At 42.0% G+C, this 14602-nt stretch carries 11 protein-coding genes; 8 read left to right on the forward strand and 3 right to left on the reverse strand.

The window, feature by feature from the left end; translation table 11 throughout:
• Positions 1-38 precede the first annotated feature (38 nt).
• The 7 genes from dxs to BLR82_RS00150 all read left to right on the forward strand — a co-directional run bounded on the left by dxs (position 39) and on the right by BLR82_RS00150 (position 9201).
• Entirely contained in the window at positions 39-1931 is a 1893-nt protein-coding gene (gene dxs / locus BLR82_RS00120; RefSeq protein ID WP_074597003.1) for a 1-deoxy-D-xylulose-5-phosphate synthase, read from the forward strand.
• A gap of 3 nt (positions 1932-1934) precedes the next feature.
• Positions 1935-2762 (forward strand): TlyA family RNA methyltransferase, encoded by an 828-nt coding sequence (locus tag BLR82_RS00125; protein WP_074598204.1) that lies wholly within the window; start codon positions 1935-1937, stop codon positions 2760-2762.
• 82 nt (positions 2763-2844) lie between these two features.
• Positions 2845-3294: a transcriptional regulator AhrC/ArgR gene (gene ahrC / locus BLR82_RS00130; protein ID WP_026569998.1), complete on the forward strand. Its 450-nt coding sequence runs from the start codon at positions 2845-2847 to the stop codon at positions 3292-3294.
• A 34-nt stretch (positions 3295-3328) separates the two neighbouring features.
• The gene (recN, locus tag BLR82_RS00135; protein ID WP_074597004.1) at positions 3329-5062 is read left to right on the forward strand and encodes a DNA repair protein RecN; all 1734 of its coding nucleotides are present in this window, start codon (positions 3329-3331) and stop codon (positions 5060-5062) included.
• A gap of 195 nt (positions 5063-5257) precedes the next feature.
• Positions 5258-6535 carry a SpoIVB peptidase gene (gene spoIVB, locus BLR82_RS00140; protein ID WP_074597005.1) on the forward strand — a complete coding sequence of 426 codons (1278 nt, stop codon included), beginning with the start codon at positions 5258-5260 and terminating at the stop codon, positions 6533-6535.
• A 292-nt stretch (positions 6536-6827) separates the two neighbouring features.
• Positions 6828-7616 (forward strand): sporulation transcription factor Spo0A, encoded by a 789-nt coding sequence (gene spo0A, locus BLR82_RS00145; protein ID WP_074597006.1) that lies wholly within the window; start codon positions 6828-6830, stop codon positions 7614-7616.
• 232 nt (positions 7617-7848) lie between these two features.
• Entirely contained in the window at positions 7849-9201 is a 1353-nt protein-coding gene (locus BLR82_RS00150) for an aspartate kinase (protein WP_074597007.1), read from the forward strand.
• Positions 9202-9319: 118 nt separating this feature from the next.
• Here the strand turns inward: BLR82_RS00150 and BLR82_RS00155 are convergent, their stop codons facing one another.
• The 3 genes from BLR82_RS00155 to BLR82_RS00165 are packed head-to-tail and all read right to left on the reverse strand — an operon-like array spanning position 9320 to position 12240.
• Complete coding sequence (locus BLR82_RS00155) at positions 9320-10054, reverse strand: 3'-5' exonuclease (protein ID WP_074597008.1); 735 nt, start codon at positions 10052-10054, stop codon at positions 9320-9322.
• Between the two features lies 1 nt (position 10055).
• Positions 10056-11966 (reverse strand): DUF294 nucleotidyltransferase-like domain-containing protein, encoded by a 1911-nt coding sequence (locus BLR82_RS00160; RefSeq protein WP_074597009.1) that lies wholly within the window; start codon positions 11964-11966, stop codon positions 10056-10058.
• 37 nt (positions 11967-12003) lie between these two features.
• Positions 12004-12240 (reverse strand): DUF2627 domain-containing protein, encoded by a 237-nt coding sequence (locus tag BLR82_RS00165; RefSeq protein ID WP_074597010.1) that lies wholly within the window; start codon positions 12238-12240, stop codon positions 12004-12006.
• 270 nt (positions 12241-12510) lie between these two features.
• Between BLR82_RS00165 and BLR82_RS00170 the strand changes: the two genes are divergently transcribed.
• Positions 12511-14586, forward strand: coding sequence for a sigma 54-interacting transcriptional regulator (locus BLR82_RS00170; RefSeq protein WP_074597011.1), 2076 nt, complete (start codon positions 12511-12513; stop codon positions 14584-14586).
• Positions 14587-14602 lie beyond the last annotated feature (16 nt).

Here is a 14602-nt window from a genome sequence, read left to right on the forward strand (position 1 = left end):
CCGACCGGAAAATTATGGTGAAGGGGAGGAATCCCATCATGGATCTTACAGAAATAAAAGATCCTTCGTTTTTAAGAAATATGTCAAACGAAGAATTAGAGCAGTTTGCGGCACAAATACGGCAGTTTCTGATTGAGAAGCTATCTGTTACGGGCGGACACCTTGGAGCGAACTTAGGTGTCGTGGAATTAACATTGGCGCTCCATAAACTTTTTCAGAGCCCGAAGGACAAATTTATTTTTGATGTCGGGCATCAGTCCTATATTCATAAAATCCTAACGGGGCGTGCCGGTCAGTTTGATACGCTGCGTCAGTATAAAGGGTTATGCGGTTTTCCAAAAGTACGTGAGAGTGAGCATGATGTTTGGGAAACGGGCCATAGTTCTACTTCGCTATCTGCCGCGATGGGAATGACTATCGCGAGAGATTTGAAAAAAGAGGACAGTCATATTGTCCCAATTATTGGCGATGGAGCATTGACCGGAGGCATGGCCTTGGAAGCACTGAATCATATCGGCCATGAGAAAAAAGACATCATTGTCATTCTCAATGATAACGAAATGTCGATTGCCAATAATGTCGGAGCCCTGCACAATGCATTGGGACGTATGAGAAGTGCAGGTAAATATAGACGGGTAAAAGATGAAATGGAATGGCTGATGAAAAAAATCCCGGCTGTCGGAGGCCGTCTTGCCCAAACGGCAGAACGAGTCAAGGATAGCATGAAATATTTTATGGTACCGGGGATGCTGTTTGAAGAATTCGGGTTCACCTACTATGGCCCTGTCGATGGCCACGATTTTTCTGCTTTACAGGAAAATCTCCAATATGCTAAGAAAACCGGAGGTCCTGTCCTTGTTCATGTGATTACTCAAAAAGGAAAAGGATACCAGCCAGCAGAAACAGACATGAAAGACAGATGGCACGGAGTCGGACCGTATAAAATCGATTCCGGGGAGAAAATAAAACCAGTAGATGCGCCGCCGGCATGGAGTGAAGTCGTAAGCAGTACGCTGCAAAAAAAAGCGCGGGAAGATGAGCGGTTAACGGTTATTACGCCTGCAATGATTCTGGGCTCGAAGTTGGAAAAGTTTCAAAAAGAGTTTCCTGAACGGCTTTTTGATGTCGGCATCGCCGAGCAGCATGCTGCAACCATGTCAGCAGGTCTTGCCACCCAGGGTATGAAGCCATTTTTAGCGATTTATTCGACTTTCCTGCAGCGGGCATACGATCAGTTGGTTCATGATGTCTGCCGTCAAAATCTTAATGTAATGTTCGGGATTGACCGGGCTGGACTCGTGGGAGCAGACGGAGAAACGCATCAGGGTGTCTTCGATATATCCTTTTTGCGAAGCATTCCCAATATGGTCGTGATGATGCCTAAAGACGAAAACGAATGCCAACATATGGTCCATACTGCCGTTGAATACGATGATGGCCCAATTGCTGTCCGTTACCCTCGTGGCAATGGTCTAGGTGTTGCTATGGATGACACTTTTCATTCGATAGAAATTGGCAGTTGGGAGGTCTTGAAAGAGGGTAGTGATGCTGCTATCCTAACTTTCGGAACTACCATATCACTGGCATTGCAGGCTAGCAAAGATTTGCAAGCAAAGGGTATATCTGTCCAGGTGATCAATGCACGATTTATCAAGCCGCTCGATGAACGGATGCTTCATGAGTTGATGTCCGTGAACATGCCGATATTAACGATCGAGGAGGCAGTATTGAAAGGTGGTTTTGGGAGTTCAGTGTTGGAATTTGCTGAAGAGAACGGCTACCAGAACCAGTCTATCCACCGGATGGGCATACCGGATCGTTATATTGAACATGGCAAGGTCGACCAATTATTAGAAGAAATCGGTTTGACGAAGGATCAAGCAATACAACATGTACAGCGCATGCTGCCAAGTAAACAGCAAAGGGCATGATTGATTTTGAGTAAAAAAACAAGGCTCGATACTCTGTTGGTGGACAGAGGGTTGATTGAAACGCGAGAGAAGGCGAAGCGGTCAATTATGGCCGGATTAGTCTATTCCGAACATACCCGGCTGGACAAGCCTGGTATGAAAGTGGAAGAAGATATATCATTAACCGTTAAGGGTAAGTTGTTTCCATATGTAGGCAGAGGTGGATTGAAGTTAGAAAAAGCGATCAAGCATTTTGGCATCGACCTTCAAGGAAAAAAAGTGATTGATATCGGTTCGTCAACAGGCGGTTTCACCGATTGTGCCTTGCAAAACGGTGCCGAGTTAAGCTATGCAATAGATGTCGGTTATAACCAGCTTGATTGGAAACTGCGAAATGATGAAAGAGTAGAGGTAATGGAAAGGACAAACTTTCGATATGTAACACCGGATATGCTGAATAGAGGGACACCGGAATTTGCATCCATCGACGTTTCCTTCATTTCCTTAAAACTGATTCTCCCAGTTCTGGCAAAACTGATCAATGTTAACGGAGAGGTTGTTGCTCTAATCAAGCCGCAATTTGAAGCTGGCCGAGAACAGGTAGGCCGAAAAGGAATTGTCAGGGATGCAGCAGTCCATCGCCAGGTTTTGGAAAATATACTCTCTTTTGCCGAGGCAGAAGGATTTACCGTTCAAGGGCTTACCTTCTCACCAATAACGGGCGGGGATGGAAACATCGAGTTTTTAGCCTATTTTGTTTATAAGGGAGAAGAAGCAGGAAATTACCTGTCTGATGTCGAAATGGACCTTGTAGTCAAGGAAGCACACGAGACACATCAGAAGCAAGTATAAGCTGGGCTACACTTTCTGTAGCCCTTTTCCTTTGCCGATCTTTATTAAGCGAATAGAATTTGTCAAAAGAAGGAGGGGTAGAATGACGAAAGGGCAACGGCATATAAAGATTAGAGAATTAATAACCGATAACGATATTGAGACCCAGGATGAACTCGTTGAGCAGCTGCGTGACTTAGGATACAATGTCACTCAGGCTACTGTTTCCAGGGATATTAAAGAATTGCACCTTGTTAAAGTGCCGACCGTAGATGGCCAGTATAAATACAGCCTTCCTGCCGACCAGCGCTTCAATCCGCTGGAAAAACTTAGAAGGTTGATTATGGATGCATTTGTCCGGATTGATACAGCTGGGTATTTTATTGTATTAAAAACCCTTCCTGGAAATGCGCAAGCGCTTGGGGCACTGATCGATAATCTTGATTGGACGGAAATCATGGGGACGATATGTGGCGATGATACTTGCTTGATCATCTGCCGTACCGAAAAGGATACACAGAAAATAAAGAACAGACTGTTGGAAATGTTGTAACGGGTTTACTTTAAAAAAACGAGGTGGTTTTTACTTGTTAACTGAATTGTCTATCAAGGATTTCGCAATTATTGATGAAATATCGATTACATTCAATGAAGGATTGACTGTGTTAACAGGCGAAACCGGGGCAGGCAAATCGATCATTATCGATGCCGTCCAATTATTGACTGGTGGTAGAGGGTCGGTAGAATTTGTCAGGTATGGTGCTAAAAAAGCGGATATAGAGGGATTGTTCATAATCGACGATCTCCACCATCCTATTTTTGAAAAGGGGCGCCATTTTGGAGTAGATATCAATGATGACGGCATGATTGTCCTTCAACGGACGATTACAGCGAATGGAAAAAGTATTTGCAGAGTGAACGGCAAATTAGTTACGCTAGCGATATTGAAAGAGCTCGGTAAAACACTGATTGACATACACAGTCAACATGAAACACAGTCTCTTATGGAAGTGGACAGGCATATTGAGTTATTGGACCTATATGTAAGAGATGAGCTGGGACAAGTTAAATCAGATTATCTTCGTCTGTTTGAAAAATTTCAGGCTCTGCGGAAGCGTTATCGCGAGCTCAGCGAGAATGAACAGGAAATGGTTCAGCGGCTCGATTTGCTTGAATTTCAGTTGAAGGAAATTCAAGAGGCAGAGTTGTCTCCGATGGAAGATGAAACATTAAGTGAAGAAAGGGATAAGCTGAACAATTACGAAAAAATATATCAGGGGATACATGATGCTTATAACGCATTATATGGAGAACAAAAGGGACTAGACTGGCTTTCGCTCGCACTGAACGGTTTGGAAAGCGCGAGTGAATATGATGAAGAATCAGCTTCCAAAAAAGAGGAATTCTCGAATCATTATTACGTATTGGAGGAATTCACGTTTGATTTACGTAATTTCCTCGATTCCATGGAATTTGATCCGGAACGGCTGAATGTTATAGAAAGCCGGCTAAATGAAATCAACCGTTTAAAAAAGAAATATGGTCAGTCAGTCACGGAAATTTTGGAATACGCAGCGGAAGTCGAAGATGAGATTGATCAAATCACCAACCGTGAGTCCCATTTATCCAAGCTGCAAAATCAAATCGCAGAACTTGGAGAAGATGCGCTTTTGGAAGCGAGACATATGCATGATATTCGAAAAAAGGCAGCGGAAACCTTGTCTGATTCCATCCACAAAGAGTTGAAGGATCTCTACTTAGAAAAAGCCGCATTCGGTGTCGATATACAAATGAGACGTGGAAAAGAAGGAGATCCGCAGTTGGAAGGAGTTCCTGTCAGTATGCAGGCCAATGGTTTTGACCTTGTGAAATTTTTGATTACTACCAACCCCGGTGAGCCACTCAAAGAAATCAATAAAGTTGCCTCAGGTGGAGAGCTATCGAGAATCATGTTAGCCCTGAAGAAAATCTTTTCCAAGCACCAAGGGGTGACCAGTGTTATCTTTGACGAGGTTGATACCGGGGTAAGCGGAAGGGTCGCACAGGCGATAGCTGAAAAAATTCACGGAATTGCAACGGGCTCGCAGGTTTTATGTATTTCCCACCTCCCCCAAGTCGCTTCGATGGCGGACACACACCTTTTAATCGAAAAGCATGTTTCCGATGAAAGGACAAGCACCTCTGTAGTAGAACTCGATACGGAGTCTTCCGTGGAAGAGATCAGCCGGATGATCACCGGAGCAGAGATGACGGAAACGACAAAGGAACATGCCAGAGAATTGATCAAGCTTGCAGAAAAATTTAAAAAGGATCAAGGATGACCCTTGCCAAAGGCAAGGGTTTTTTCTATGTCTTCTTTTTATTATCCACCTTTTAGCTTGATTAATTCCAAACATTTAAGGAAATTATCGCCGGTATTTCTCATCTTTACAGTGTTTAAAAAAGAAGCTGTAAGGCCAAATTAGAACTACAGAAATAAAATTATTGATATGGGTTAGGAACGAGGAGAGTGAAGCATGAAATTTAGAGGATTTCGCAATGGCATAGGAATAACGCTCCTTGTTGCTTTCCTGTGTATTCCTTTTTTACCGGTTAAAGATTTTTTTATGATACCTGGTCATCTGACCACTTTTATGAACCAGGAAGGGATTCACATGCCGGCTGTCAGCACACATGTATCGATGGCCAGCAGTGATGAAGAGGTTATAGAGGCAGCAGGCGAAGCTTCCTTTGCTGCAAAAGGGATGGGAACAGCTGATATTGTCTATGAACTGGCCGGATTGCCAATTAAAAAAGTGAATGTCGATGTTCTGGATGATTTCCGTATCATACCAGGCGGACAGTCAATCGGCGTTAATCTTCATACCCTTGGAGTTTTAGTAGTAGGTCATCATCAAATAACAACCAGTGAAGGGAAGGTTTCCCCGGGGGAAGAAGCGGATATACAGGTTGGCGACATCCTGTTAAAAATAAATGGAAAAGAAATAAAGAAAATATCGGAAGTGGCTCCTTTTGTAGAAAGCGCAGGAAATGATGGTGAATCGTTACAAGTTACCGTAAAGCGCGGTGAAAAAACCTTTGAGACCAAATTGACTCCTTATTTGGATGCCAAAGAAGATGATTACCGAATCGGTTTGTATATCAGGGATTCTGCCGCAGGAATCGGAACGATGACTTTTTATGACCCTGTATCGAAAAAATATGGAGCGTTGGGTCATGTCATTTCCGACATGGACACCCGAAAACCGATTGAAATTCATAAAGGAACCATTGTCCGCTCCAACATTAAAGCGATTGAAAAAGGGGATAACGGTACACCTGGAGAGAAACGTGCCGAGTTTTCAGCAAACGAAAAGAAATTAGGTAACATCACGAAAAATACGCCGTTCGGTGTTTTTGGAAAGTTGGATGAAAAAATAAAGAACGGAAAAATTGATAAGGCAATGCCTATTGCCCTATCTCACGAAGTGAAAGAAGGTCCGGCAAAAATTCTGACAGTCGTCCATGGAGAAAAAGTAGAAGAATTCGATGTGGAAATTGTCAGTAGTGTACCGCAAAAATTCCCTGCTACAAAAGGGATGATTATCAAGATAACGGACAAGGAATTACTAAAGGAAACGGGTGGTATAGTCCAAGGAATGAGCGGTAGTCCAATTATCCAGGATGGAAAGGTTATCGGAGCAGTAACACATGTTTTTGTCAATGATCCGACCTCAGGTTACGGCGTACACATTGAGTGGATGCTCAATGAAGCAGGTATTGATATATATGGCAGTGAACAGAAAGCAGGCTGAAAACCAAATTAACTCTTATCTTAACCAAGATAAGAGTTAATTTTTTTGTGCTAAAGTCTGCAAAAACTGGTATATGTGCTACAATTAAACAAAGAAAAAAGATTTTTCGACAAATTGGCGATAAATAATGAACTTATTGTCGTAATTACAAGAATTATGGAGTAAATGAAAGCTATTATAAGAAAATAGAAAAAAATCCAATGTTTTTTCCAGAAAAGAAGGAAATATCGCATTTATGTCGAAATCATAACGAGGAACTCAGGGAGGAATTACTTAAAGGAGGAAATTTGGAGTGGAGAAAATTAAAGTTTGTTTAGTCGACGACAACCGGGAGCTAATTAATTTAATGGAGGAGTATTTCGATGACAAAGAAGACATTGAAGTCATCGGTACTGCTTATAATGGGAAGGACTGCCTGCAAATGCTGGAGGAGCTTGATCCAGATGTGTTAGTACTGGATATCATTATGCCGCACATCGATGGTCTGGCAGTATTGGGTAAAATAAAAGAACTTGAAAAGGAAAAGTACCCAAATGTCATTATGCTGACTGCTTTCGGCCAGGAAGAAGTAACCAAAAAAGCAGTTGATTTAGGTGCCTCATACTTTATTCTTAAACCATTTGATTTGGACAGTCTAGCGGACCAAATCAGACAAGTGCATGGTGTTGCCCCTTCTTTCGATAATGTCAGCTCCAACAAACAAAAAGCAAAACGAGATGACAGGAAAAAAGATTTGGAAACAAGCATAACCCATATCATCCACGAAATAGGTGTCCCTGCGCATATTAAGGGTTATATGTATTTGCGAGAAGCAATTACCATGGTTTACAAGGATATCGAATTATTAGGCTCCATCACAAAGGTGCTGTATCCGGACATTGCCAAAAAGTACAATACGACAGCTTCACGGGTGGAACGGGCTATTCGCCATGCCATCGAAGTTGCTTGGAGCAGAGGAAACATGGAATCGATTTCATCTCTTTTCGGTTACACGGTAAGTATCTCCAAGGCCAAACCGACCAATTCTGAATTCATTGCGATGGTGGCCGACAGGCTGCGGCTGGAACATCGGGCAAGCTAAGAACTTATCCCCCATTCTAGTCAAGGTTTAACAACATCCTGCTTAAACGAGTGACTCGGTTAAGCAGGATGTTTTATTATGTTATGTTTTCCAATCCTAAAGAAGTCCTGAATAAGAGGATATCATCGCTTGTTACATATTCGCCTTTCACTTACCAGTAGGAAATTCTGCCGGAAATGTGTTAATATTTTATACTAGAGACAAAATTTAAAAAATGGAGAGAGTAATTGACATGAAAGTAGCTAAGTTTGGCGGAAGCTCTGTGGCAAGCGCAAAAATGCTTGAAAAGGTGGCAGGAATTATACAAGCCGATTCTGATCGACGGGTTATCGTCGTTTCTGCACCAGGAAAACGGTACAGTGATGATACAAAAGTCACTGACTTGTTGATCAACTTGTGCAACGCTTATGTAAACGGGGAAAGTTATGAAAAAGAAATCGATCTTGTCATCGAAAGATTTAAGGATATCACAGATGAACTGGGCCTTCCAGAACAGATCTTGCATGAAATTCGGAAGGATATCCAGTCGGTGATCCATTCTGACTATGAGAATGAGTTGAAGAAGGATGCTTTCAAGGCCGTTGGAGAGGATTCCCTTGCAAAACTTTTAAGTGTTTATTTACAATCCCTTGGGATGGATGCATCCTACTTAAATCCTAAAGAAGCAGGCATCATCGTCAGCGATGAACCGGGAAGTGCGCAAATTTTGGATGAAAGCTTCGATCATCTGTACAAGCTCCATGACCGTAAAGACATCGTGGTAATACCAGGATTTTTTGGGTTTACAAAGGAAGGCAAACTGATGACATTCCCAAGAGGTGGGTCTGATATAACTGGTTCGATTGTCGCAGCAGGGGTGAAGGCCGACTTGTATGAAAACTTTACGGATGTAGACTCTGTTTATTGTGTGAACCCAACCATAGTAGACAACCCAAGGGAAATTACTTCATTGACATACAAAGAGATGCGTGAACTTTCCTATGCAGGTTTTTCTGTTTTCCATGATGAAGCATTGATACCTGCTTTCAAAGCAAGCATCCCAGTATGCATTAAAAACACACATAACCCGGATGGGCTGGGAACGATGATTGTGTCGGAAAAGCATATGACCCCTAACCCAGTAGTCGGGATTGCCAGCGATAAAGGATTCCTAAGCCTTTATGTCAGCAAGTACTTAATGAACAGAGAACTAGGTTTCGGTCGCAGATTGTTAAATATCCTGGAAGATGAGGACATTTCTTTTGAACATACACCTTCAGGTATCGACGATATGTCAGTCATCATGAGGGAATCACAATTTCCTAAGGAAAAAGAAGAACGTGTTATCCGCAGGATTAAAGAAGAATTGGATGCCGACATGGTATCGATCGATCGTGGCCTGGCTTTAGTAATGATTGTTGGGGAAGGAATGCATAGCACGGTCGGACTTGCCCAGAAAGCAACCGAAGCATTTGCTGAAGCCAATGTGAACTTGGAAATGATCAACCAAGGGTCTTCTGAGGTGGCCATGATGTTTGGAATTAAAGAATCTGGACTGGAAGCATCTGTCCGGGCACTTTACAAAGCTTTTTTTAAAGGTCAGTAAACGATTATATTTGTATTAAAGTGGCTGAGATGAAAGCCGCTCTAATACTAAAACCGAACGATGATTCGAAATGATAAGCTTTCGAACTCGTTCGGTTTTTTAAGTATGTCCAGCCTTGTTATTTGTTTTGAAACTGCTCGAGAATTGGCCGAAGCTCCTGATAAGTTGAAATACCCTGCTTCCTTGCTTCTTTAAGCAGATACTCAAAAAGTTCTGCTGTCATGATAGCATCGTTCAGTGCATGGTGTCGCTCTAACCTTTCTATTCCCAAGTGACGGATCAATGGATCCAACTGGTGGTTTACTTGGGGCAATAGCCATTTAGCCATTAATTGGGAATCGAGCACATATGGACGATATGCTGGTAGTTTCCAACGCTTTATCATCGATTGTAAAAAACGAATATCAAATTTTGCCGGATGTGCAACAAGAATGGTACCACTGCTGTATTGCAAGAAGTTGCTGAAAGCATCGATGAATGGGCTGGCATTCACCAATTCATGTTTATCGATGCCCGTTAAGTTTTTTATCCTCCTCGATACTGGCCGGACAGGTTTGATAATTTGATGAAACTTTTCTGTCCTGCAAAACTTATTTCCAGTAAGTTGTATGGCGCCTATAGAAATAATCTCATGGCCGATTTCCGGAATTAGTCCTGTTGTTTCCAAATCAAATATAGTAAAAGTCGTTTTGGAGAAATCGGTTGTTTCAATGGCTGGGTCTTTTTCTACCTTTTCCAGACTTTCTTCCAGACTTTGATAAGACTTCCAATTGAAATAGGGCTTGATTTTTTGCTGGAACATTGGTTTTTCGAAGAGATAATATTTTATTATTTGTAAATCAATAGGTAACAAGCTATACCACCCTGTTCCTGTTATAACTCAATTCCAGCACTTGCTGCAGCCTTTTGGCGATTGCCAAGGCTTCACGGAGTTTGCGTTTTTCTTCTTTATTTAGTTGATGCAGGCTGATATCGTTGGTCAGCGGTTTATTGTTTTCCATTTGCGACAGGTTTTGTTCCAGTCGGAAAGTCAGTAATCGATGTAAAGCCATTTTCGCATTTTCTGCATCACGTGGATGAAATCGTTCTTCTTCTGTCAGTCTGTTCAAACGATCAATAGTTCCGACACTGTCTATTCCATAACGGATGGAATAGATTCTGACTGCATTGACGATTTGCATGATAGCAGATTTTTTTAAGTTAAGATTCCGCTGTTTTCCTACTCCAATGATTCTGCCAAAAGGCTGAAAAGGTACACGGAACCTCAACGTATCCTTCATTAGAAGTTGATGGACGTGCAGTTTCTTCTTCACCTTTTCTGTTAGTTTTTCGCGAAGCTGATATGCGAGAGAATAGTCGCCGAAAATTGGTCGAAAATCCATGAAAATGGTAAAGTCTCGTATCTCTTGGGCGTCCATGGATTTAATCCATTCCTCGAGGTTATGGGCCCATTCTCCGATTGAATGTCTCCACTTTGGTTCTTTTGACATTATGCCGCCGGTACATAATGGAAACCCGCACTGTTCCAGCATGAAATTCACTTTTTGGCTGAACAGACGGAAATATTGCTCTATTTCTTCAACATTTTTCATATTTTGATAATCGGATAGTATAAGACCGTTATCCTGGTCGGTGCTGAATCCTTGTTCTTTTCGTCCTTCCGATCCCATCACAATGAAGCAATAATTAATAGCAGGAGTGCCATAGCCTTCACCTTTCATTTCTTCTTCGGCGAGATGGATTACCTGTTTGTGAATTCGATCATTCACACTAGATATCAACTCGCATATTTCGTAACCGAAAGTACCATGATTAATGAGCTGACGAACAAAGGTTTGAAACGCTTTGTTATAAAAAGGGGATAATTTTCGCAATTCCTCTACGTCTATGGAGTTGGAAATCCGGTAGGTCAAATCAAAATAAATCGAGTCCTGTATATTGAAAAAAGAGGATTGACGCAGAAAACCAACGACATTCTCTTTATAAAAAACGGGAATGATGGATGTCGGATGATGCTTTAAGTAGGATAGCGCTTCATAAATAAAATTACTCGACATTACCGCATATACATCCGTTTTCATGTACTTTTCAACATAGTTGTCCTGATCGTTTTGAAAAAATGCAGTCAAAATTTCCGAGTAGCCAATCATGCCAAGCATTTGTTTGTGATTATCGCTGACAATGACGCCCTCCAGTTCTTTTTCTTGCAATACCTTCGCAGCTTCGGCAATCGTTGCAGATGAATGAATGAAAACAGGCGATTCCATGTATCCATCGACTCTTTTGGTGTACAATTCGGTTTCTGATTCCTCATCAGAGTCGGCACTCTTATATTTAATTTCCTGATATAAACTTTTCATCGTACTGCTGATACCTTCTAATACGACATTAGAAAATTGCCGGTTTGAAGACATCAGTGTCATGAAGGCTGATTTAGGAAAACAAAGGGTCTGTGTCGTTTCCATCGCCTGTACAGAAAACTTCATTTCACCGCTGGACATCACCACCATCATCCCGACAAGATCTCCTGGATAATAATAACGGATGGACAACTGTTTACCGTTTGAACGATGCATGATACTGTTGCCCAAGCCAGAAATCATAAAGTGGATGTCAATATCGTCTTCGTTTTGGTCCTCATGAATGATGAATTGATGAGGGTTGTAATCCTTGATTTGTGCGTGCTTTGTCAAGAATTCAAACTCTTCATCAGACAACAAGCTGAAAGGGTATTGGGATTGAAACATGTTCAGATATGCTTCCATTGGGCGGACCTCCTGTATTTCTATGATGTAGATATAGTTATTTATTGTTTTTATATTTCCCCTTTGTCAGATTTCTTTTTCTGTCTCGGAACATAATAAACCCACCTATAAAGGCAAGTCCTGACAATAAGAGGATCAAACCTACAGTAAACTGGATTCCCACGTGAAAAAACAAAGGATAAAATTCTCCGAAAAATGCATCTCTCATCAGTTTTATTCCAAAAGTGGCCGCTATTCCCGGTATGATTAAAATTAGTAGTGCAATAAACCTCATTTATTTTCTCCTTCTCTTTCACCTTATTAAAAAAGCATTAATGCTTTATCCCTTTGCTTTAAGTTGCGAAAAAAATAGGTTATATCTAATAACCGTCTAAAAGCATTCATGGCACGAAAAGTGTAAAGCATCAACTTTTCAGAAAGCAGTTTCCTCAAAAAGCTTGCACACATGTAGTATAGCAAAGATAAACATCGATGTCTTTCTTGCTAAAATGTGCAGGTTTGTTTATGATGGAAGTGTGCAAAAAAATGCAAGGTGTGGTGCTGGATGAAGCGAGTACTAATCATTGGCGGAGGAAAAGGCGGTACAGCTTTACTTAAATTGCTGATAGCAACCAATCGTATGAAGATTGTTGCATTGGTGGATACGGATAAGCATGCACCAGGCTTAAAGGCTGCCGAGGCAAATCATATACCGACTGGAAGGCGATGGCAAGACTGGATAGACCGGGATATTGACATTGTCATAGAAGCTACCGGGTCGGAAGAAGTTCTGCAAGAGCTGATCAAGGCACGTGCACGTAAAACAGTAGTAATTCCTGGATCGGTAGCATACATAACCGCGGAACTGTTGGAAGAAAAAGAAACATTGCTATCCCAGTTGAAAAATGAAGCCCATACGCAAGAATTGATCATGAATAATATCCACGAGGGTATGATTGTTATCGATGATTCGGAGTCGGTTGTTTTTGTGAACAAACGCGCCGAGCAAATCGTCGATGTGCCTAGAAAAGAATTTCTTCACAAACCAATCAGGGAAGTGATTGATCAAACAAGACTTCCCAAAGTGTTACGCTCAAGAAAAAAAGAAGTGAATCAGAAGCTGATTTTGGAAAATGGAAAAAAAGTCATCACAACGAGAATACCGATTATCGATGCAAACAACCGGTTAAAAGGGGCGTTTGCTGTTTTTCGGGATATCACTGAAGTGGTTGAGCTCGCAGAGCAAGTGACCGGATTAAAAGAAGTGAAGAAAATGCTTGAAGCCATTTTTCATTCTTCCGATGAAGCAATCAGCGTCGTCGACGAAGAGGGCCTCGGTATCATGGTCAATCCCGCTTACACCCGGATTACCGGGCTTGCCGAAAAAGACATTATTGGGAAACCAGCTTCCACGGATATCACAGAAGGGGAAAGCATGCACATGAAGGTTCTCCAGACAAGAAGGCCGGTTAGAGGGGTCCGCATGAAAGTGGGCCCAGCAAAAAAAGAGGTCTTGGTAAATGTGGCGCCAATCATCGTCGATGGCAAGCTGAAGGGAAGCGTAGGAGTGCTGCACGATGTAACGGAGATCACTTCTTTATCGAGTGAACTCCGTAGAGCAAGACAAATTATTCGGAATCTGGAAGCAAAATATACGTTTGATGATATCATCGGTTCCTCCAGTGAAATGAAGCTTTCGCTCGAACAGGCCCGTGTCGGTGCAAAAACACCTGCTACCGTTCTGTTGAGAGGCGAATCCGGTACCGGCAAAGAATTGTTTGCCCATGCTATCCATAATGAAAGCAACCGCAGAAACAATAAATTCATCCGAGTTAACTGTGCAGCGATGGAAGAGAAAACGCTCGAAGGTGAGCTGTTCGGTTATGCCGAAGGAGTGCTGCCACACTCAAAGCAGGGTGCAAAAACCGGTTACTTTGAAGATGCAAATAACGGAAGCATTTTTTTAGACGAAATCGGCGAAATGAGCTTGTCATTGCAGGCAAAACTGCTTCGAGTACTGCAGGAGAATGAAATTTTTCGCGTTGGTGGAACCAAGCCAATTCGCGTGGATGTCCGCATAATAACGGCAACAAACGTCAATTTAGAGAAGGCTATCATGAATGGAGAATTTCGGGAGGATTTATACTACCGATTAAACCGGCTTCCGATTTTCATTCCGGCGTTACGGGAGCGGATCGAGGATATTGACGAGCTCTCGAGTCATTTGATTGACAAGATCAATCAGGATTATGGGAGAAATGTGAGAGAACTCAATCATGAAGCTTTAACGTATTTGAAAACGTACAGCTGGCCGGGCAATATCCGGGAGTTGGAAAATGTGATTGGAAGAGCCATGATAAAAATGCAGGTAGGAGAAGAGGTTATTACCCTGGATCATCTACCGGAGCTTCCAACAGAAAAGGCAGTAGAGAACATGAAACCGGATATAACCAGTTATCAAGGGCAGCCGCTTCAGGAAGCTGTGGAAACCTTTGAAAAGCAAGTTATTGAAGCGGCTTTTAAAGAGCGGCAATTTAACAAGACAAAGACGGCAGAGGCACTCGGTATTTCGGTTAGGAACTTATATTATAAGATGGAAAAATACAATATAGAAAAAAAAAGCATGCAAGATTCTTCATAGTTTTTGTGAGGACTTA

The sequence above is a fragment of the Sediminibacillus halophilus genome, assembly GCF_900103695.1.
Classification (GTDB): Bacteria; Bacillota; Bacilli; order Bacillales; family Amphibacillaceae; genus Sediminibacillus; species Sediminibacillus halophilus.

Excerpts from the sequence above, each read along its gene's own strand:
- BLR82_RS00160 (WP_074597009.1), bottom strand. The coding sequence starts at position 11,966 with ATGGAAGCATATCTGAACATGTTTCAATCCCAATACCCTTTCAGCTTG.
- dxs (WP_074597003.1), top strand. The coding sequence starts at position 39 with ATGGATCTTACAGAAATAAAAGATCCTTCGTTTTTAAGAAATATGTCA.
- BLR82_RS00165 (WP_074597010.1), bottom strand. The coding sequence starts at position 12,240 with ATGAGGTTTATTGCACTACTAATTTTAATCATACCGGGAATAGCGGCC.
- ahrC (WP_026569998.1), top strand. The coding sequence starts at position 2,845 with ATGACGAAAGGGCAACGGCATATAAAGATTAGAGAATTAATAACCGAT.
- BLR82_RS00170 (WP_074597011.1), top strand. The coding sequence starts at position 12,511 with ATGAAGCGAGTACTAATCATTGGCGGAGGAAAAGGCGGTACAGCTTTA.
- spoIVB (WP_074597005.1), top strand. The coding sequence starts at position 5,258 with ATGAAATTTAGAGGATTTCGCAATGGCATAGGAATAACGCTCCTTGTT.
- BLR82_RS00150 (WP_074597007.1), top strand. The coding sequence starts at position 7,849 with ATGAAAGTAGCTAAGTTTGGCGGAAGCTCTGTGGCAAGCGCAAAAATG.